A 20,343-nucleotide genomic window follows, 5' to 3' on the forward strand; every position below is an offset into this window, starting at 1 on the left:
CTACTACAGAACTACAAGACTACAGAACTATAAGACTACAGAGCCACATCCTCCTCCTTCTTCCGCCGAATCACCGGTACGTCCTTAACGACCATCTGCAGAGTCAGGGGCAGGCGTCCTTCCAGCAGGTTGACCTTGCCGCGGCGCAGGCTGTCGACGATCTCGGGGGTGTAGTGCCGGATGGTGATGAGCTCCAGGTGGCGGTCTATGGTGGTCTTGAAGTGCTGGTCGACCAGGGCGCAGAAGCGTTCGACGCGGTCGTCGATGTCGTTGACGACCACGTTGAAGCTGATGGCCGTATTCTGCATCATATTGACCTGCAGGCGGGTGGTGGTGATGTGCTCGAACAGTTCCTTGATGTGGTGCTCGGCGACGAAGCTGAAGTCGCGGGTGCTGATGTTCACCAGGGCTTGGTCGCGCTCGACGGCCACCATAGGCGGGTAGGCGTCGCCGGCTTCGTCGGTGACGTAGGTGCCCTCCAGGTCGGGCTCGATGAAGGAGCGGACGTAGAGCGGGATGCTCTTGTTCTGAAGCGGTTTGATGGTCTTGGGGTGGATGACCTTGGCGCCGTAGTAGGTCATCTCGATGGCCTCACGGTAGCTCAGTCGGTCGATCTTGGTGACGTTCTCGAAGTAGCGCGGGTCGGCGGTAAGCACGCCGGGTACGTCTTTCCAGATACTCATGGCTTCCACGTCCAGGCAGTAGCTGAAGATGGCTGCGGAGTAGTCGGAGCCCTCGCGGCCCAGGGTGGTGGTGTAGTTCTCGCTGGTGTTGCCGATGAAACCCTGGGTAAGGACGAAGGGTGTACTATCGAGTAGCGGAGGCACCAGGCGCTCGGCCCGCTCTACTGTTTCCGGCCACTTCACCCAGCCTTCGCGGTAGGTATTGTCGGTCTGGATGACGTCGCGGGCATCAAGCCAGCTGGTCGGCAGGCCGATGCGGTTGAGGTAGGCGGCTACGATGTGGGAACTGATCAGTTCGCCCAAACTGACGATCTGGTCGTAGTCGTAGTCGTACTCTTCATTGGGGTCCTCTTCGAGCGCCCACTCTACGGAAACGAATAGGTCGTTGACCGCGGCGGTCAGTTCTTCCGGTACCTCGGCAAACAAATCCTTCATCGCCTGGGTGGCACCAGCGTGGATCGCACCGAGTTTTTCCCTCGCTACGTCGGGCTTTCCGTTCCAGTAGCTGTTGGCGACCTCCTCCAGGGCATTCGTGGTCTTGCCCATAGCGGACACAATGATGACGAGGCGCTGATCCTTGAAGCGGTCGAGAATGGTTCCGACGTGGCGAATGGCATCGGCATCGCGCAGGGAGGCTCCGCCGAACTTGAAGACGTTGATGGGTTGCTGCATAATGGCGCAAAGGTAATGGTACGGTAGTACAGTAGTCGGGTAGTGGCGCTCCCTGCGGTCGCTTGTAGGTTGTAGCGGATAGCCAGTAGCGTGTAGTCACAGCAAAGCGCAAGTCACCGGATGCGAGCGGAAAGTAGCGCAAGTCATCGGATGTGAGCGGAACCCAGTGGAGCCTCATCCGATGCCTGAAGCGGGCGGGTAGTACTGTAGTCTTGTAGTCGGGTAGTCTTGTAGTCTTGTAGTCTCGCTCCCTGCGGTCGCTTGTAGCTTGTAGCAAGTAGTGTATAGTCACAACAAACCGCAAGTCACCGGATGGGAGCGCAACGCAGTGGAAACTCATCCGATGCCTGGAGCGAATTCGGACATCCGATGTCCAGTCGCCAACCAGCGAAATTTCGCAAACTAATCCTTGGGGTAAGCCATGGGCGACGGTTACCTTTACCGGCATGACATCCACGATCATTTCCGTACAGTCGATCCTCTTCGCGCTGGTAGCGCTGTTAGCCCTGGGCTTCGCCTATTTTCAGTTCAGCCGGGTGTATGCCAACATCAAGCTGGGCAAGGAAGAGGAAGTCACCGGACCCACAGGACAGCGCTGGCGCAATATGCTGCTGGTAGCCTTCGGGCAGAAGAAGATGTTCAAGCGGCCCATCCCGGCCATCCTGCACTTCTGCCTGTACGCGGCCTTCGTGTTTACCCAGATCGAGCTGATCGAGATCTTCATCGACGGCATCTTCGGCGTGCACCGCTGGTTCCTCGGGCCGCTCGGAGGGATGTACAACTTCATCATCAACACCATTGAGATTCTGAGCGTCCTGGCCTTCGTGGGTACGGTGATCTTCCTGGTGCGGCGAAACCTGCTCTTCATCCCCCGCCTGCGCGGCCGGGAACTGCAGGGGTGGCCCAAGCTCGACGCGAACCTGATCCTGATCTTCGAGCTCATCCTGCTGGCCTGCATCTTCACCATGAACGGTACGGACGTGGTGCTGCAGGACCAGGATCCGACGCACTACCGCCCGACCAATTTTGCCGTCAGCGGCTTCCTCGGCCCGGTACTGTTTGGTGGCCTGGAAGCGTCTATCCTGTACACCCTTGAGCGCATCGGCTGGTGGGGACACATCATCATGGTGTTCGTCTTCCTGAACTACCTGCCGAAGTCCAAGCACCTCCACATCCTTTTCGCCTTCCCCAATACCTACTTCGCCCGCCTCAAGCCCGCCGGCCAGATGCTCAACATGCCGGAAGTGATGAACGAGGTTAAATCCATGATGGGCCTTGGCGACCCCGACGCGCCGGAACCCGACATGAACGCCGCCCTGCCCGAGTTCGGTGCCGACGACGTCAACGAAATGAGCCGTATCGACCTGCTCGGCGCCTACAGCTGTACCGAGTGCGGCCGTTGCACCGCCGTTTGCCCGGCCCACATTACCGGCAAGAAGCTCAGTCCCCGCAAGATCGTCATGAACGTCCGCGACCGCGCCGAGGAGATGGGCGGCAAGATCCGCAGCGGCAACCCCGAATTCGCCCCCGACAAGGAAGCCCCCCTCAGCCGCACCAACTTCGACGACGGCCGCAACCTCTGGGACTACATCACCCGCGAGGAGATCCACGCCTGCACCACCTGCAACGCCTGCGTGGAAGCCTGCCCCGTGCTCATCAACCCCCTGGAAATGATCAACAAGCTGCGCCGCCACGAGATCCTCACCGAAGCCCAGGGGCCCACCGATTGGATGCCGCTTTTCAACAGTATTGAGAACCAGCAGCGGGCCTGGAGCGTGGGGAGTAGCCGGGAGGCTTGGACTCGGGGGTAGCTGTTGGGGTGGGGAATTGGTGAATTGGTGAATTGCTGCGTTTTTGCGTTACAGGCGTTACAGGCGTTACAGGCGTTACAGGCGTTACACCTGACAGCGTTAGACCCGGTTTTTAAAAGAAATTTATGAAGCGTACTTCTTTCGACACTGAGGATAGCTGCGAGGACGTACAGTTCTTTTACGAGCCAGTAGCAGGCTACGGAGAAGGGCGGCCATCCAATGCGGAATTCTCTCGCGAACTGAGAAAGCGGACTAAACGCGCAGCCATTGACCTGATCAATTTTATGCAGCGGGCAGGAAAAGATCCTGCGCTCAATGTGGTTCGTTATCAGATCATCAAGTCGGGGACATCCGTGGCTGCAAATTATCGGGCGGCATGCCGAGCGCGTTCGAAAAAAGAGTGGTACGCCAAACGCTGCATAGTCGTGGAAGAATGCGATGAAACCGTCTTTTGGCTGGAACTCCTCATGGAAAGTGATATACCAGTCGAGGAAGCGACAGTACGAGCCCTAGGTAAAGAATACCAAAGCCTGCTGCAGTTGTTTGCAAAAGCCAGAGCCAGCGCAACGCCATGACCGGGCGAAGCGATCAATCCTTCTTGGCGCCTAACGCACCAACGCAGTAACCCGGCAACGCAGTAACCCACCAAAGCAACAAACCAACCCCACCCATGGAAGTCAAAACAATGGCCCAATACCAAGCCGAAGACAAGCAACCCGAAATCCTCTTCTGGGTAGGCTGCGCCGGTTCCTTCGACGATCGCGCGCAGAAGGTGACGCGGGCCTTTGCGGAGATCCTGAATGCGGCGGGCATCGAATTTGCGATCCTGGGCGACGAGGAGGCCTGCACCGGCGATCCCGCCCGCCGGGCCGGCAACGAGTTTCTTTACCAGATGGTGGCCCTGCAGAATATCGAGACGCTCAATATGTACGGGGTGAAGAAGATGGTCACCGCCTGCCCCCACTGCTTCAATACCATCAAGAACGAGTATCCCGCCCTGGGAGGTCACTACGACATCGTGCACCACACCCAACTGCTACAGCAGCTGATCGACGAGGGGCGCATCAAGATGACCGACGGCGACACCTTCCGGGGCAAGCGGATCACCTACCACGACAGCTGCTACCTCGGCCGCGCCAATGGTATCTACGAGGCGCCGCGCGACGTGCTCCGGTCGCTGGACGGGCAGCTAGTCGAAATGAAGCGCAGCAAGCAGAACGGCCTCTGCTGCGGGGCCGGCGGCGCCCAGATGTGGAAGGAAGACGAGCCCGGCGACAAGCGCATCAATACCGAGCGCACCGACGAGGCCCTCGCCCTCAACCCCGACGTGATCGCCGTCAACTGTCCGTTCTGCCTCACGATGATGACCGACGGCGTCACCGGCCGCGAGAAGCAGAACGAGGTGATGGTCTACGATCTCAGCGAACTGATCGTACGGGGCATGCGTAGCGGGGGCAACTCTTAGAATTGCTGCCTACATTTGCCGGCCATTAAAGAGCAGAGCACATGTACGCAATCGGTTACGATATAGGTTCCTCGTCGGTCAAAGCCGCGCTGGTCGAGGCCGCCACCGGCAAGGTGCTAGCACGGGTCCAGGCCCCCCAGGAAGAGATGACCATGCAGGCCCCCCAGGCCGGCTGGGCCGAGCAGGACCCCGAGCTCTGGTACCAGTACGTGATCGAAACCACCCAAGAACTGCTGGCGCGTACGCAGGTGCAACGGGAAGCCATCACCTCCGTCGGCATTGGTTACCAAATGCACGGCCTGGTGACCGTCGACGCCGAACAGGCCGTCGTGCGGCCTGCCATCATCTGGTGCGATGGCCGTGCCGTAGCGACCGGAGAACGTGCCTTCGCCGGCATCGGCAGCGAAACCTGCCTGGGACACTGCCTCAACAGCCCCGGCAACTTCACCGCCGCCAAGCTCAAGTGGGTGGCCGACAACGAGCCCGACAACTATGCCCGTACCGCCCACGCCATGCTCCCCGGCGACTTTATCGCCTTGCGGCTCAGTGGCGAGCCTACCACTACCGTGACCGGGCTGAGCGAGGGCGTACTCTGGGATTTCCAGGAAAATCAGCTGGCCACTATCGTATTGGACGAGATGGGCCTCGCCGCCGATAAACTGTGCACTCGCGTCCCCGCCGTCGGACTGCAGGGAAAAGTATCCGAACGGGCCGCCGCCGAAACGGGATTGGCCGCCGGTACCGTGATCGGCTACCGCGCCGGTGACCAGCCCAATAACGCGATGAGCCTCAACGTGATCCGCCCCGGCGAAGTCGCCGCTACCGCAGGTACCAGTGGGGTAGTGTACGGCGTCACCGACCGACTGGCCTACGACCCCGACCAGCGCGTCAACAGCTTCGCCCACGTCAACCACGGCGACGACACCACGCGCATCGGGATCCTGCTGTGTATCAACGGCACCGGCATCGCCCACCGCTGGATCCGGCAGCAGGTGTGCAGCACCGGCACCACCTACGAAAACATGGAACAACTGGCCGCTGAAGTGCCGATCGGGAGCGACGGACTGGTCTTCCTGCCCTTCGGTAACGGCCCGGAGCGGATGCTCCAGAACCGCGAGATCGGTGCCAGTCTTCACCATCTGGACTTCAATCGCCACACCCGGGCCCACGTAGTGCGGGCGGGCATAGAAGGCGTGGCCTTCTCTTTCGTGTACGGTATGCGGATCATGAAGGAACTGGGCGTGGAGCTCAGCACCATTCGGGTGGGCAACGACAACATGTTTCAGAGTCAGCTCTTTGCCAACACCATTTCCACGCTCACGGGGGCGACCATCGAGGTCCACAACACCAACGGCGCCGTCGGGGCGGCGCTTGCCTCGGGCGTAGCCGCCGGCCTGAGCCCCGACCTGCCCTCCGCGGTCGGTCAGCAGGAAGTGCTTGGCCGCATCGTACCGGTTGCCGAGGACGCCATCGCCCTCCAGGCCGCATACGCACGCTGGGAAAAAGCACTGGAGGAGGCCCTGGCCTGAATCCGGATGGCGCGCGTTTGTCGTACCTGATCCCTTACTTGTCCATCCCCCGCCTAAGTGCGACATTAGCGCCGTGAAAGAAACTACCGCCATCTTGCTGTTCGGGCGTTCCGCCATCGCGGAAGCGCGGCACAAGCACTTTGGCGGGGTAGGAGAAAGCCAGCGGGTTACCGCTTCCCTCCTGCGGCGCACCCACCGGGTGCTGGCGCGGACCGGGCTGCCCGTATACCAGGCGGACGAGCGCGTCCAGAATGGCCTCACTTTCGGTGAGCGACTGCTTTACGCCGTACGCGACACGTTCGCCCGTGGCTACGAAAATCTTCTGGTCGTGGGCAGCGATTGTCCCGGCCTGAGTACCCAACTCCTCCGCACCGCGGAGCGGCAACTCGCCACCGGACAAGCCGTGCTCGGCCCGGATACACGCGGAGGCGTCTACCTCCTGGGCATCTCGCGTGATCACGTGGACGGCACCGATCTGTCCGAAGTACGGTGGTGTACCCAGCACGTCTTTACGGACCTGCAGGACCGGCTAGTGGGTGGCAACGTCCTGCCCGTACGGGCGGATGCCAACCACCTGCGCGACCTGCGTATTCACTGGTGCCGCTGGTCGGGCCTGCTCGGCGAGCTGGCGGACTTGGTGTTGCGGCTTACCCCGGCCCCGGTCGCAGCGGGTTTGCCCCGACGCACACTCCGCGTTCGCAGGACCGATCGCGGTCGGGCACCACCGCGGGTGGCCTGAGATCGTTAGGTACCGCCTCCTCCTCTTTCCAATTCTCTTTTATGCGACGCATTCGTATGTGGGTTACCCTGGGTAGCCTGCTGATTACTTCCGTCCTGTCCGCTCAGGTTACGGTTTCCGGCACCGTACGCGCGGACGGCGAAGCCCTCATCGGTGCCTCGGTGTACCGTCAGGGACAACCCGCCGTCGGAACGGTCACGGATGTGGATGGCAACTTTTCTCTCGTGGTTGAACTGCCAGATACCCTGGTAGTGAGCTACTTAGGCTATGCCGCCCGACGTGTGCCCCTGGGGCCGGACGCCGCGCGGACCTCCCTCGATATCGTCTTGGAACAGGGGGTTACGGTTTCCGAAGTGGTCGTCACGGCGCTGGGCGTACGCCGGGAAAACCGGACGCTCGGCTACTCCGTCCAGCAGATCGAGTCCGAAGCACTCACCGACGTACAGGCGGTAAACTTCCTGGACAACCTCAGCGGTCAGGTGGCCGGACTGCGGATCACCGCGGGCGCTACCGGCGTGGGATCGAGCAGTCAGGTAGTGATCCGGGGAGAAACGAGCTTTACCAATAACAACCCACTCTTCGTAGTGGACGGTATCCCGATCAACAACAATACCATCATCAACCTCACCGACGAGGCCGCCGCCGGCTTTCAGGAGGTGGATTTCGGTAACGGCGCGATGGACGTCAACCCCAACGACGTAGCCTCGGTCAGCGTCCTCAAGGGCGCCTCGGCCGCCGCCCTCTACGGCACGCGCGCCGCCAACGGCGTCATCGTCATCACCACCAAGCGCGGCGGGGAGCAGCCCGGCCTCGGCATCAGCTTCAACAGCAGCCTGACGCTGGACCGACCCTTCCAGCTGCCCCGCTACCAGAACCAATACGGCCAGGGGCAGGGCGGTGAGTTTGCCTTCGTGGACGGTCTCGGTGGCGGGATCTCGGACAACATCACCTACAGCTACGGACCGCGGCTCGACGCCGGGGTAAACGTACCGCAGTTCGACAGCCCGGTCACGCTCCCGGACGGTACCGTGGTACGTGGCGGCGACGTGGCGGTGCACGGCGGTCTGCCGATCACGCCGACCCCCTTCGTGAGCCGCCCGGACAACGTCCGTGACTTCTACGAAACCGGTACCACTGCCATCAATAACCTCGCTATCAGCGGGGGTGGCGCGGCGGGGGACTTCCGGTTATCGGCCACCGACCTGCGCAGCGAAAGCTACATCCCCGGTGTGAACCTCAAGCGGAAAACGCTTGCCGGACGCTTCGGCTTCCGACCCGTCGACCGGCTACACGTGGACGCGAGCCTAAACTACATCAACAGCGGCTCCGACAACCGCCCCGCCGGCGGGTACGGCTCGGAGAACATCAACTACGACCTGACGGCCTGGCTCGGCCGGCAGACCGACACTGACATCCTGCGCGATTACTGGCAGCCCGGCCTGGAGGGCGTGCAGCAGTACAGCTATAACTATACCTTTTTTGACAACCCTTACTTTACCCTGTTAGAGAACCGCAACAGCTTCACCCGTGACCGGCTGTTTGGTTTTTTGTCGGCCCGTTACGAGTTGCTGGATAATCTGAGCCTGAGCGTCCGCTCCGGCATGGACTACAGCAGCGAGCAACGGGAATTCCGCCGGAACTTTAGTTCCAACCGCTTCCCCCAGGGAGGCTACGCGGAAAACGACGTCCGGTTCCGTGAAATAAACACCGATTTTCTTTTTGACTACACCACCGACTTCGGTGCCCTGAGTTTCAACCTGCTGGCGGGAGGCAACCGCCTCACCCAGACGGCCATGAACACCCAGAGCAACGCCCTGACGCTCGCCCAGCCCGGCATCTTCCGGCTGAGCAACGCGGCCAGTCCGGTGGTGGTCCTCGACCAGGCCGCCGAGAAGCGCATTAACAGCCTGTACGGGCTGGCGCGCCTCGGCTTCCGGGACTTCCTCTACCTGGACGTCACCGGTCGCAACGACTGGTCGAGCGCATTGGCTACACCAACAAACGCCGACAACACCAGTTTTTTCTACCCCTCCGCCAGCCTTAGCTTCGTAGCTAGTGAGGTGCTGAAGCTGCCCCCGGCCGTCAGCTACCTCCAGCTGCGGGCTAACGTGGCGCAGGTGGGCAACGATACCGAACCCTTCCGTACCAGCTCCACCTTCGTCGCCCGTACGCCCTTCGCCGGGCGCCCCACCTTCACCGAGCAGTCCACGCTCGCCCAGCCTCGCCTGCTGCCCGAGCAGACCACCACTACCGAACTGGGCGGGGACGTCAGGTTGCTCGATTACCGACTCGGACTGGATTTCACCTGGTTCACCCAGCGTACCGAGAACCAGATCCTGAGCCTGCCGATCGCCCAGTCCTCGGGCTATTCCCAGCAGATCGTCAACGGCGGTACCGTCAGTGCGCAGGGGCTGGAGGCGATCCTGTCGCTGGTCCCGGTAAGCACCTCCGATTTCCGCTGGACGACCCGCCTAAATTTCAGCCGCAGTCGGGCCACCGTCGACGCGCTGCCCGCCGGTACCGACCGCTTCACGCTGGCGTACAGCCGGGTGTACAACTCCGTCAACCAGACGGTCTACTTCATCGTCGAGCCCGGCGGCGAGATCGGTAACATCTGGGGAACCGGCTACCGCAAGACCGACGACGGCCGCTTCCTGCTCAACGCCCAGGGACAACTCGTCGCCGACAATACGCTCCGCAAACTGGGCAACGCCAACCCCGACTTTATCCTCGGGGCCACCAACAGCCTCCGTTACCGCAACCTCGAACTGAACTTCCTCCTCGACTGGCGGTCGGGTGGCCAACTGGTCAGCCGGTCGCTCAGCCTGGCGGGCGTGGCCGGACAACTTGAAGAAACCGCCTACCGCCCCGCGGAGGGCATCGTCGTGCCCGGCGTCATCAATACCGGTACCGACCAGGAGCCCGTCTACGTGGACAATACCACGCCCATCTCCGCCGAGTCCTACTACCGGAGCTACTACGACCGAAACCACGAGGAGAACAATCTCTACGACGCCAGCTACCTCAAGCTGCGGGAACTGCGCCTGACCTGGTCCCTCGACCGGGCCGCCCTGGCCGGTTCCTTCCTCTCCGGGGTGCAGGGACTGTCGCTCAGCCTCATCGGCCGCAACCTGTATGCCTGGTCGGAAATACCCCATTTCGACCCCGAGCAGTTCGCCGTACAGGGGCAGGGCATTGTCTTCGGCGTCGAAGACATGACCTACCCCAGCGCCCGCAGCTTCGGCTTCAGCCTGGGGCTCGACTTTTAATCCCCTCCCAACGATCCGCCATGCGACTTTCCCCCCTTACCGCGCTGCTTTTCCTGCTCCTTGCGGGGTGTACGGCCGACTTCGAGGAGATAAATACCAATCAGAACGCGCCGTCCGACGTGCAGAGCGAACTGCTCCTGCGGCAGGTCCTCTACGGCTACGGCGACGCGATGAGCTACGAGGCCTTCGTAGCGGGCAACCTCCTGAGCCAGCACTTCGCCATGATCGACTTCAACCTGCTGGACCGCCACGCCCTCAGCAGCCCCCAGGAGGGCGGCAACCCCTGGAACGTGCTCTATACCGCCCTGCGCGACAACGAAACCATCCTGGAGCAGAGCCGCGTCAACCCCGCCGCGGCCGTCTACGAAGGTCCCGCCCGCGTCATGAGGGCCTACCTGGCCATGTACCTCACGGACATCTTCGGGGACGTACCCTACTTCGAAGCCGTGCGGGGACGCACCGACGGCATCGTCACGCCCGCCTACGACCGGCAGGAAGACATCTACCTGGCCGACGACGGCATCCTCGACAACCTTCGGCAGGCCGTAGACATCATGCAGGCCTACGACGGGGCAATCCGGCTGGGGGGCGATATCGTATTCGACGGAGACCTCGACGGCTGGTTGCGCTTCGCCAATAGCCTGCGCATCAAGGCCCTGATCCGGATCTCCGCCCGCCAGGACGTCAGCGCGGAACTCACGGAGCTGTACGCGGCCAACAACTACATAGCCCAACCCGAACAAAACGCCACCTTCGACTTCGCCGCCGGGCCGCCCAACAGCTTCGCCTTCGCCACGGCCCGCGTCGGGATATTTAACGTATTCCTGATGTCGCAGACGGCGGACAGCATCTTTGCCGCCCTGGACGATCCACGCGTCAACGTGTTGTACCGTCCGGCCGCCAATACCGGCGAGTTTACCGGTATCATCAACGGGATCGACGCCGCCACCGCCATCGTACCCGACAACTACGCCCGCCCCGGACGCATCTGGCGGGAGAACACCGGGGACCTCGACTTCAACTTCATGACGTCGTGGGAAACCCATCTGCTGCTGGCCGAGGCCGCCCTGAAGGGCTACATCGACGCCCCGGCGGCCGAGTTGTACGCTACCGGCGTAACGGAAGCCTTCGCCTACTGGCAGACGCCGCTGCCCGACAACTACCTCAACGGTGGTGGCGGTACCTATGACCCGGACCGGGCCCTCGAGCAGATCATCACCCAGAAGTGGATCGCGAGCATCGGCAACGCCTACGAGGGCTGGATCGAGTGGCGCCGGACCGGCTACCCGGCCCTGCAGCCCGTGGCCGCCAGCCTCAACGGGGGGCTGTACCCCGTCCGCTTTCCCTATCCGGCCGACGAGCAGGCGCTCAACTTCGAGAACTACCGCGGTGCCGCCGAGGCTACGCAGGGCAACAGCATCAACGTGCCGGTCTGGTGGGACGTGGACTGATGGAGGGACTGGCCACCTATACCCTGATCCAGTGGATCCTTGTCGTCGGATCCAGCATTCTGCTGTTCGCCGTGTCGCCGTTGGCGCGCTCGTCCGACTCCTTCTACCGCGGTGCCCGCCAGTCGCGTTCGCCGGGGGCGGTGGCCCTCACCAGCAGCCTCGTTATCTCCTGGCTGTTCGCCAAGTCGATCACCAACGCGGCCAATCTCGGGCTGGAATATGGGCTTCCCGGCGGTCTGGCCTATGCAGCCTATTACCTCAGCTTCGCGGTAGCCGGCGTCGTGATTTACTTTCTCCGTACGCGGGGCGGTTTCCGCAGCATTCACCACTTTCTCGGCAGCAAGTTCGGGCGGGGAGCGGTGGCACTCTTCAGCCTGCTCATTGCCCTGCGCCTCTTCAACGAGGTGTGGTCCAATACCATGGTCATCGGTACCTACTTCGGGGATGCCGGTACGGCTCCGTACTACTGGGCGATCCTGGTCTTCACGACCCTCACCCTGGCCTACAGCCTCAAGGGAGGCATGTCGTCGTCCATTCTGACCGACGTGATCCAGATGGCCCTCTTCGGCGTGCTGCTGGCGGTGGTACTCGGGGCTATCCTGCCGCGGATGGACTACCACGTGGGGCCCCTCCTCTCGCTTGATGGCGCGCACGCAGGTGCGGGGACCTCCGGGGCCGTGAACCTTCTGCTGGTAGCCGTGCTCCAGAGCATCAGCTATCCCTTCCACGATCCCGTCCTGACGGACCGCGGGTTTCTCTCCTCTCCCGGGACGACCCTGCGCGCTTACCTCTGGGCCGTACCCATCGGCGTAGCCTCCATCGTCCTGTTCAGCTTTGTCGGCGTATACGGCAGGCTGGCGGGGGTGACCGGTCAGGCCCCGGTGGAGGTGGCCCGGCTGCTCGGGGGGCCGATCCTGTTGGTGATGAACTTCATTATGATCACTTCTGCCGCCAGTACCCTCGACAGTACCTTCTCCAGCTTCGCCAAGCTGGCGGTAGTGGACCTGGTGCCGGAGGATCGGATTGCACCCTCCGTATCCGCGGGACGGTGGGCGATGGCGGGCATCACGCTACTGGGTACGGTACCGGTATTCCTGAACCCCGCCATCCTTTCCGCTACCACGGTGTCCGGGGCCATGGTGGTCGGCCTGGCGCCCGTGTTCTGCCTGTGGTGGTTGCCGGTACCGCGCGCCGGCTTTTTTGCCAGCGTGGTAGCGGGCCTGGGGTTCGGTGCCCTGTACGCGCTGGGGCTCTGGCCGGAGGGGTGGCGCCTTGGTAGCGCGGCATACGGCGATTTGCTGGGGGTGACGGTGGTGAGTCTGGTGGTATGTACCTTGCTATTCGTCTCCCCGTTGCTGTTCACCAATCGCCGCCCCGCATGACCGATGCCGACCTGACCTGGCAAGAATTTTCCCGCGTAGATATTCGCATCGGCACGATCGTCGCCGCGGAAGCTTTTCCGGAAGCCCGCCGCCCCGCCCTGAAGCTACGGATCGACTTCGGCCCGCTCGGGGAACGGAAGACCTCCGCCCAGATCACCGATAGCTACCGCCCGGAGGATCTCGTGGGCCGGCAGGTAGCGGCCGTAGTGAACTTCCCGCCCAAGCAGATTGCCAATTTCATGAGCGAATGCCTGGTACTGGGCTCCCTGGGCGAGGGTGGGGTAGTGACCCTGCTGCGGCCCGACGAACGGGTGGACAACGGCCTGCGGATCGGCTAGGCGCCGGTTACCGTTTGATGCCAAGTCGCTTCATCTTGCTGAAGAGCGTCTGGGGGTTGACCTTCATGATCTCCGCGGCGCCATTCTTGCCGCTCACCCGGCCGCCGGTACTTTCCAGGACCAGCTCGATGTACTTTTTCTGGTAGTCCGCCAGGGGCAGAAATTCTGTGAGGCGGCCGTCGAACAGGTCGAGTACGGGACGGTAGCTGCCGTCGGTGGGCAGGACGGACTCCGGCAGTTCGATGGTCCCTTTCTTGCCGACGATAAAGGCACGCTCTACCATACTCTCGAGTTCCGCTACGTTGCCGGGGAACTCATATTTCATGAGCCGTACGAGGGTGGAATCGTCCACGCCCGAGACGGGTTTTTTGCACTCCTGGTTGAACCGGGCGAGGAAGTGATCGATGAGGACCGGAATGTCCTCGGGTCGCCGCCGCAGGGGTGGACAATCGATCGAGTACTCGGACAAGTGCACGTAGAGATCCCTGCGAAACCGTCCGCTCTCAGTCGCTTCCGCCAATTCGGCGATCGGGGAAACGACGAGGCGCACGTCGACGTTGACTTTCTCCTGCTCACCCATGGGTATAAAGCGTTCCTCATCGATCAGTTTCTTGAGCTGCGCCTGTAGGGGTAGTGGCAATTCCTCTATGTTAGAAAGGTAGAGTGTACCTCCGTCGGCGGCTTGCACCCGCCCCACCCGGTCGCGGAAAGCGCCGGTGAAGGCTCCCTTGGGATAGCTAAAGAACTCGCTGGCCAGCAATTCCGCGGGCGGGGAGCTGCAGTCGAGCGAAATAAAGGCTTGATCGGCGCGGCCGCTGAGCCGGTGGATCGTTTGTGCTACTACGCTCTTGCCGGTTCCGGACTCACCGGTAATAAGGACGTCGATGTCGGTCGGCGCTACTTGCTCCACCCGATTAATGACCCGCTGGAAGGCATCGCTCCGAAAAACCAGCGGCGGGTCGGCGGAAGGATAGTGGTACTCGGAGCGCAGGCGTTCGGTTTCTCGGGTCGCGCCATCCCAGTCCCGGTTGGCGGCCAGCAGGGCGTTACCCAGGGTCTGCTTATCGGCCAGCTGGTCCGCGATCGGCCATGCCGTAATAACGTAGGCAGCATCGCCCGGATGCTGGCTCGCTACCATACTCACTTCCACCGGGATTTCCGAGCCGTCCGTATGGCGGAAATGGGAGCGCAGGCGCGCAATTCCGGAGGGAGTCAGGCTACTCACCGTCTCCGCGAAGGAGTCAGGCGAAAAGTCGACTTGAACGTCCCGCAGGTGCATAGGTAGCCTGGATGCTTTCCCGGTGAGGCCAAGTACCTGCCGGGCCCGCGCGTTGAGGTAGGTCAGGTTGCCCGCGACGTCACTCTGGAGAATAAGGCTCTCGATCCTGTCCAGTATTTCCGAGAGGCGGGTTTCGGACGGATCGCTGCCGGGCAGCAGCATACAGCATAGGTACCGGAAGTCTCCCACCGACAGGATGGTAAGGTGCAGCGTGTGGTGCCTACGCCGACCTAAGGTAATGGGTTTGATGACGCATTCCCCTACCTGCAGGCCATCGGACAAGGCCGCCACATCCGCGACGCTTTCCGGCGCAAAGAACAGTTGCTCGTAGGTGGAATTCACTTCATGCAGGAAGCCCGCAAATGCGGAGTTCTGACGAATCAGGGTATGACGCTCCTAAGCAAGCAGGGTAGGAAATGGAGTCGCGTCAATCCATTCGCTAACCAGGTCAGGCAGGATTGGATATTCGGGCACAGGCAAGAGAGTTCGGTGAAGGGTCGGACGAAAAGGTGGATACCTCCAGGTTCAGACGCGCAGTCGCTTTACCGAAGTAAGCATAAGGTACGCAGCGCCGGGAGCTTGTGAAGGGCTATGTTCCGCAAATTCGTGTACCGGCAAAATCAGCACAATAACTAATAGCGATCGGGCATTCCATCATCGGCCGATTTTTTTATGACATCTCGTGAAAAAGGTCCGGGCCGGTTGGGTCCTATCCCGACATTTTCCATCCGTTCCGCGTGGGAGTGGTTAGTGGTGTCGCAATGCTGGGACGGTCGGGCGGCAGCCGTACCCAGCAAAACTAAGGGAGGGCAAATAACGTATTTAGCACCATGACAACCCACCGCGTACCTGAGGTAGGCCGGCTGCACGGACCGGTGCTCCTGTTTGGAGGTATCTACTCGAATCTGGAGGCACTCACGGCGCTGCGCGAGCGGGCCGATGCACTGGGAATCGCCCCCGGGAACGTGATCTGTACCGGTGATACGCCCGGGTACTGCGCCGACCCGGAGGCCTGTCTGAACGTGCTGGAGGACTGGGGCGTCCACTCCATTGCCGGAAACGTGGAGATCAATTTGCGCGACGGAGTGGACGACTGCGGCTGCAATTTCAGCGACGGGAGCCGCTGCGATATGTTCGCCCGGCTCTGGTACGCCTACGCCCGGGCGGAGGTACAGGAGCGAGGGTTGTCCTACATGCGGACCCTGCCGCGTGAACTCGAATTCACCCACGGCGGCCGGCGCGTGCGGGTACTGCACGGATCGGTCGATCACGAATCGGAATTCATCTGGAAGTCGACCCCCTGGCAAACCAAGCAACGCAGCTTCGACGTAAGTGGCGCGGACGTCATCGTAGGCGGGCACAGCGGACTGCCCTTCGCCGACGCACGTGACGGGAAGCTGTGGATCAACACCGGGGCGGCGGGAATGCCCGCCAACGACGGTACGCCCCGCACCTGGTACGCTATCCTGAGCGACGATGGTGATCGGCTACCGGTCAGCTTCTACGCCCTCGATTACGACTACCGGAAAGCGAAAGAGAAGATGCTCCGTCACCGTACGCGGCTGCCCCTCAGCTACGCGGCTACGCTGTCGACCGGCGTCTGGGACAACACCGAAATTATGCCCCCGACAGAAGCCTCCCGGGAGGGGATAGCCTACGATGCCGCTATCTTGGCCAGCGACACCGCACCTGCGTCCGCGCCCGGCACCGCTACCCGAAACCCGAAATCCGAAACCCGCACCCGAAACCTCACCACCATGAATTCCTACAGCGACCCCAAAGACTTACGCACCTTCGGCAAGATCACCGAATGGCAGGAAGAGATGGGCGGCAAGTTCTTCGATTGGTACAGCAACGTCACCGAAGGCGACACCGCGCTCACCGAACGGGAAAAGGCGCTGATCGCCCTCGCCGTCAGCCACGCCATCCAGTGCTCCTACTGCATCGACGCCTACACCACCAACAGCCTGCAGGCCGGTGCCGACGAGGAGCAGATGATGGAGGCCGTGCACGTCGCCGCCGCCGTCAAGGCCGGTACCACGCTGATCTACGCGCGGCAGATGCAGCGGCAGGTGGAGAAGGTGACGATGTGAAATTTAAAATTTGAAATTTCACATTTAAAATAAAGATCATGGGCGTAAAGCAAAAAACCACTTCCCTGAAACGCAAGGGCTCCGACCTCAGCCAGGGCTATGTGCAACTAAATGTACTGAACGGTAAGGATGTCGCCGACGCGCAACTGCCGCGCTTCTCCGAAAAGGTGGCCGCGCAGGGACACCGGCCGTTCAAACCGACCGAGATTGAGATCTTCCAGCTGAACATCGGGAAGCTGTGTAACCAGACCTGTGCCCACTGCCACGTAGATGCCGGTCCGGACCGCAAGGAAGAGAATATGAAACGGGAGGACCTGGAACTGTGTCTGCAGGTCATCGCCGCGACGCCCTCTATCCGCACCGTCGACATCACCGGCGGCGCCCCGGAAATGAATCCGCACTTCCGCTGGTTCGTCGAGGAGTGCACGAAGCTGGGCAAGCAGGTAATCGACCGCTGCAACCTCACGATCATCATGGCCAATCCGAAGTACCGCGACCTGCCGGAGTTTCTGGCCAAGCACCGGGTACAGGTGGTGTCGAGCCTGCCGTACTTCAGCAAGAGCCGCACGGACGGGCAGCGGGGCGACGGTGTCTTCGAGGACTCCATCAAAGCCCTGAAATTGCTGAACGGCGTCGGCTACGGCGACCCCGAGACCGGTCTCAAGCTCGACCTGGTCTTCAATCCCAGCGGCGCTTACCTGCCCGGTAAGCAAGAAACCCTGCAGGCCGAGTTCAAGCGGCAGCTCAAGCGGAAATACGACATCGTCTTCAACGAGCTCTACGCCATCACGAACCTGCCCGTAAGCCGCTTCCTCGACTACCTCCTCGAGACGGGTAACTACGGTGAGTACATGCAAAAACTGGTGGATGCCTACAATCCGGCTACGGTGGAGGGACTCATGTGCCGCAACACCATCAGTGTCAGCTGGGACGGCTACCTCTACGACTGCGACTTCAACCAGATGCTCGACCTCAAGGTCGCCGCCAAGGGACAGCACCTCTCCGAGTTCGACGCCGGGGCTCTCCGCAACCGCAATATCGTACTGAATCAGCACTGCTACGGGTGTACGGCCGGGGCTGGTAGTAGCTGTGGGGGGGAGGTGGTGGGGTAGTCTCGCTCGCTGCGGTCGCTGGTAGTTCTGTAGTTCTGTAGTCTCGCTCCCTGCGGTCGCTGGTAGTTCTGTAGTTCTGTAGTCTCGCTCCCTGCGGTCGCTGGTAGTTCTGTAGTTCTGTAGTCTCGCTCCCTGCGGTCGCTGGTAGTTCTGTAGTCTCGCTCCCTGCGGTCGCTGGTAGTTCTGTAGTCTCGCTCCCTGCGGTCGCTGGTAGTTCTGTAGTCTCGCTCCCTGCGGTCGCTGGTAGTTCTGTAGTTCTGTAGTCTCGCTCCCTGCGGTCGCTGGTAGTTCTGTAGTCGCACTCCCTGCGGTCGCTGGTAGTCATTTATATCTACGGGTTGATAAATCTGCTGTTCGTGGGGGAATTCCGACTACAGAACTACAGAACTATCCCTTCACCCCATACCGCACCGGCGTATCCGTATTGTAAAAGAAGAAGCTCCACATATCCGCCTGCTCCTCGATGGTCTTGGAGATGGGCTTGCCGGCGCCGTGGCCCGCGTCGGTGGCGATGCGGATGAGGACGGGCTTGTCGCCGGCCTGGGAGGCTTGTAGCTTGGCGGCGTACTTGAAGCTGTGGGCGGGGACCACGCGGTCGTCGTGATCGGCGGTGGTGACCATGGTGGCCGGGTAAGCGGTGCCTTCCTTCAGGTTGTGGAGGGGACTGTAAGCGTGGAGGATGGGGAACATGCTCGAATCCTCACTGCTGCCGTACTCGGGGATCCAGCCCTTGCCGACCGTGAATTTGTGGTAGCGCAGCATGTCCATGACCCCGACGGCCGGGAAGGCCACGGCAAACATGTCGGGGCGTTGGGTCATGGCCGCACCGACGAGCAGACCGCCGTTGGAACCGCCGGCGATGGCCAGCTTGTCCTTTTTGGTGTAGCCCTCCTCGATGAGGTACTCACCCGCGGCGATAAAGTCGTCAAACACGTTCTGCTTTTTGCCGAGCATACCGGCCTGGTGCCACTCCTCGCCGTACTCGCCGCCGCCCCGCAGGTTGGCCATGGCGAAGACGCCGCCATTTTCCAGCAGCGGCAGGCGCATAATGCTGAAGCTGGGCGAGAGGCTTATGTTGAAGCCGCCGTAGCCGTAGAGATAGGCGGGGTTGTTGCCGTCGAGTTGGAGGCCTTTCTTGTGGACGAGGAACATCGTGACCTCTGTGCCGTCCTTACTGGTGTAGGTGACCTGCTTCTCCTCGTAATCTTCCGGGTTGAACTTGAGCTCGGGCTGAAAGAAGGGCGTACTCGTATTGGCCTGGATGTCGTACTCGAAGATGGTCGGCGGATAGATGAAGCTGGTGTACACGTAGAACAGCTTGTCATCCTCCTCCTTGCCGCCGAAGCCGCCGGCCGAGCCCACGCCCGGCAGGTCGATCGCGGTTTTGTTTTCACCGTCGTAGCTGAGGCGGTAGTAGCGGTCGGTTGCCTGCTCCAGGTAATTGGCGAAGAGGAAACCGCCGCCGGTATTCACACCCTGGAGAAGGCTTTCGGCCTCGGGAATGATCTCGGTCCAACTGCTCTTCTTCGGTTCGTCGAGGTCGATCTTGACCAGGCGGTAGTTCGGGGCATTGATGTCGGTGTGCACCCAGAAGTCGCGGCCCTCGGCGTGAACGATGGAGCTCTTGTTCTTGGTGTCGGGGAAAAGGGCGATCGGGTCGATCTGGGCCGGCAGCCGTCCGTCGCCCGGCAGGGGCAGGTAGTAGGTGGCAAAGCCGTCAGTTCCCGGGGCGGCGTACAGGATAAAGTAATCCTCCCCCTCGGTAGTGCCGCCGTAGTGGTACCAGGTGGGTTCGTCGGGGTTGCCGTAGACGAGGCGGTCGGCGTCCTGGGAGTCACCCAGCTTGTGGTAGTAGACCGAGTGGTTCATATTGTTGCCCTTCAGGACATCGCCCTCCGCCGGGGCAGGGTAGCGGCTGTAGAAGAAGCCGTCGCCGTACCAGCCCGCGCCGCTGAACTTGATCCACTCGAGCGTGTCGTCGAGGTCCTTGTTGGTAGCGATGTCACGGACGAAAATCTTGCTCCAGTCGCTGCCCGCCTCGCTGCGGCTGTAGGCCATGTAGCGGTTATCCTTATCGGCGCCGAGCAGGTTGATGCTGGTGGTGCCATCGGCGTTGAGGGCGTTCGGATCGATGAAGACGCGCTCTTCGCCGTCCATGCCTTCCTTGTAGTAGATCACGGCCTGGTTCTGGAGGCCGTCGTTGCGGCTGTAGAAGTAGTAGTCGCCTACTTTGCGGGGGCTGGAGAGCCGCGGGTAGTTGATCAGCTCGGTGAGTCGCTCCTCGATGTCCTTGCGGAAGGGGATCTGCTCCAGGTAGCCGAAGGTCGATGCATTCTCCTCCTGCACCCAGGCCTTGGTCTCCGCGCTGTTATCGTCCTCGAGCCAGCGGTACTCGTCGGCCACGGTGGTGCCGAAGTAGTCGTCCTGGGTGTCGTCGGTCCGGGTGTCGGGATAGGTGACCGGGATGGCCGGGTAGTTTGCGTCTGCCATAGCTTGAGTTTCGTCGTCGTTACACCCCGT

14 protein-coding genes and 1 pseudogene are annotated in these 20,343 nt (G+C 61.6%); 12 read left to right on the forward strand and 3 right to left on the reverse strand.

What is annotated here, in order from left to right:
• Nucleotides 1-35: 35 nt before the first annotated feature.
• A complete protein-coding gene (locus DQG19_RS17160; protein ID WP_232826549.1) occupies nucleotides 36-1,355 on the reverse strand; it encodes an aspartate kinase in 1,320 nt (439 codons plus the stop codon).
• A 446-nt stretch (nucleotides 1,356-1,801) separates the two neighbouring features.
• Here DQG19_RS17160 and DQG19_RS17165 point away from each other — a divergent pair, with 446 nt between their 5' ends.
• From DQG19_RS17165 to DQG19_RS17205, 9 genes are all read left to right on the forward strand, one after another.
• A complete protein-coding gene (locus tag DQG19_RS17165) occupies nucleotides 1,802-3,166 on the forward strand; it encodes a 4Fe-4S dicluster domain-containing protein (protein WP_116127522.1) in 1,365 nt (454 codons plus the stop codon).
• Between the two features lie 125 nt (nucleotides 3,167-3,291).
• Entirely contained in the window at nucleotides 3,292-3,741 is a 450-nt protein-coding gene (locus DQG19_RS17170) for a four helix bundle protein (RefSeq protein WP_116127523.1), read from the forward strand.
• Between the two features lie 95 nt (nucleotides 3,742-3,836).
• Nucleotides 3,837-4,631 (forward strand): (Fe-S)-binding protein, encoded by a 795-nt coding sequence (locus tag DQG19_RS17175; RefSeq protein ID WP_116127524.1) that lies wholly within the window; start codon nucleotides 3,837-3,839, stop codon nucleotides 4,629-4,631.
• 41 nt (nucleotides 4,632-4,672) lie between these two features.
• Nucleotides 4,673-6,160 carry a xylulokinase gene (locus DQG19_RS17180; RefSeq protein WP_116127525.1) on the forward strand — a complete coding sequence of 496 codons (1,488 nt, stop codon included), beginning with the start codon at nucleotides 4,673-4,675 and terminating at the stop codon, nucleotides 6,158-6,160.
• A 73-nt stretch (nucleotides 6,161-6,233) separates the two neighbouring features.
• Nucleotides 6,234-6,899: a DUF2064 domain-containing protein gene (locus tag DQG19_RS17185; protein WP_157974572.1), complete on the forward strand. Its 666-nt coding sequence runs from the start codon at nucleotides 6,234-6,236 to the stop codon at nucleotides 6,897-6,899.
• A gap of 41 nt (nucleotides 6,900-6,940) precedes the next feature.
• Nucleotides 6,941-10,168, forward strand: a complete 3,228-nt coding sequence (locus DQG19_RS17190) for a SusC/RagA family TonB-linked outer membrane protein (RefSeq protein ID WP_116127527.1) — start codon at nucleotides 6,941-6,943, stop codon at nucleotides 10,166-10,168.
• A gap of 20 nt (nucleotides 10,169-10,188) precedes the next feature.
• Nucleotides 10,189-11,619 carry a SusD/RagB family nutrient-binding outer membrane lipoprotein gene (locus DQG19_RS17195; protein WP_116127528.1) on the forward strand — a complete coding sequence of 477 codons (1,431 nt, stop codon included), beginning with the start codon at nucleotides 10,189-10,191 and terminating at the stop codon, nucleotides 11,617-11,619.
• Nucleotides 11,604-13,001, forward strand: coding sequence for a sodium:solute symporter (locus DQG19_RS17200; RefSeq protein WP_232826550.1), 1,398 nt, complete (start codon nucleotides 11,604-11,606; stop codon nucleotides 12,999-13,001). Before DQG19_RS17195 ends, DQG19_RS17200 begins: the two co-directional genes overlap by 16 nt.
• Nucleotides 12,998-13,339, forward strand: a complete 342-nt coding sequence (locus DQG19_RS17205; RefSeq protein WP_116127530.1) for a tRNA-binding protein — start codon at nucleotides 12,998-13,000, stop codon at nucleotides 13,337-13,339. The genes DQG19_RS17200 and DQG19_RS17205 overlap by 4 nt, the downstream gene beginning before the upstream one ends.
• A 7-nt stretch (nucleotides 13,340-13,346) precedes the next feature.
• Here DQG19_RS17205 and DQG19_RS17210 read toward each other — a convergent pair whose 3' ends face one another.
• Nucleotides 13,347-14,960, reverse strand: coding sequence for a sigma 54-interacting transcriptional regulator (locus tag DQG19_RS17210; protein WP_157974573.1), 1,614 nt, complete (start codon nucleotides 14,958-14,960; stop codon nucleotides 13,347-13,349).
• A gap of 488 nt (nucleotides 14,961-15,448) precedes the next feature.
• Between DQG19_RS17210 and DQG19_RS21670 the strand changes: the two are divergent.
• From DQG19_RS21670 to arsS, 3 genes and pseudogenes are all read left to right on the forward strand, one after another.
• A pseudogene (locus DQG19_RS21670) lies at nucleotides 15,449-16,072 on the forward strand (metallophosphoesterase family protein); the annotation flags it as partial.
• 303 nt (nucleotides 16,073-16,375) lie between these two features.
• On the forward strand, nucleotides 16,376-16,711 hold the full coding sequence (locus tag DQG19_RS21675; protein WP_116127545.1) for an arsenosugar biosynthesis-associated peroxidase-like protein: 336 nt from the start codon (nucleotides 16,376-16,378) through the stop codon (nucleotides 16,709-16,711).
• Between the two features lie 38 nt (nucleotides 16,712-16,749).
• Complete coding sequence (gene arsS / locus DQG19_RS17225) at nucleotides 16,750-17,823, forward strand: arsenosugar biosynthesis radical SAM (seleno)protein ArsS (RefSeq protein WP_116127532.1); 1,074 nt, start codon at nucleotides 16,750-16,752, stop codon at nucleotides 17,821-17,823.
• Nucleotides 17,824-18,210: 387 nt separating this feature from the next.
• Here arsS and DQG19_RS17230 read toward each other — a convergent pair whose 3' ends face one another.
• Nucleotides 18,211-20,313 (reverse strand): prolyl oligopeptidase family serine peptidase, encoded by a 2,103-nt coding sequence (locus DQG19_RS17230; protein WP_198661788.1) that lies wholly within the window; start codon nucleotides 20,311-20,313, stop codon nucleotides 18,211-18,213.
• Nucleotides 20,314-20,343 lie beyond the last annotated feature (30 nt).

This window comes from Lewinella sp. IMCC34183 (assembly GCF_003390915.1).
In the GTDB taxonomy this organism is placed as follows: Bacteria; Bacteroidota; Bacteroidia; order Chitinophagales; family Saprospiraceae; genus Neolewinella.

Bases quoted from the DNA above. Each gene is read 5' to 3' on its own strand.
- DQG19_RS17160 (WP_232826549.1), bottom strand. From the start codon at position 1,355: ATGCAGCAACCCATCAACGTCTTCAAGTTCGGCGGAGCCTCCCTGCGC.
- DQG19_RS17165 (WP_116127522.1), top strand. From the start codon at position 1,802: ATGACATCCACGATCATTTCCGTACAGTCGATCCTCTTCGCGCTGGTA.
- DQG19_RS17170 (WP_116127523.1), top strand. From the start codon at position 3,292: ATGAAGCGTACTTCTTTCGACACTGAGGATAGCTGCGAGGACGTACAG.
- DQG19_RS17175 (WP_116127524.1), top strand. From the start codon at position 3,837: ATGGAAGTCAAAACAATGGCCCAATACCAAGCCGAAGACAAGCAACCC.
- DQG19_RS17180 (WP_116127525.1), top strand. From the start codon at position 4,673: ATGTACGCAATCGGTTACGATATAGGTTCCTCGTCGGTCAAAGCCGCG.
- DQG19_RS17190 (WP_116127527.1), top strand. From the start codon at position 6,941: ATGCGACGCATTCGTATGTGGGTTACCCTGGGTAGCCTGCTGATTACT.
- DQG19_RS17195 (WP_116127528.1), top strand. From the start codon at position 10,189: ATGCGACTTTCCCCCCTTACCGCGCTGCTTTTCCTGCTCCTTGCGGGG.
- DQG19_RS17205 (WP_116127530.1), top strand. From the start codon at position 12,998: ATGACCGATGCCGACCTGACCTGGCAAGAATTTTCCCGCGTAGATATT.
- DQG19_RS21675 (WP_116127545.1), top strand. From the start codon at position 16,376: ATGAATTCCTACAGCGACCCCAAAGACTTACGCACCTTCGGCAAGATC.
- arsS (WP_116127532.1), top strand. From the start codon at position 16,750: ATGGGCGTAAAGCAAAAAACCACTTCCCTGAAACGCAAGGGCTCCGAC.
- DQG19_RS17230 (WP_198661788.1), bottom strand. From the start codon at position 20,313: ATGGCAGACGCAAACTACCCGGCCATCCCGGTCACCTATCCCGACACC.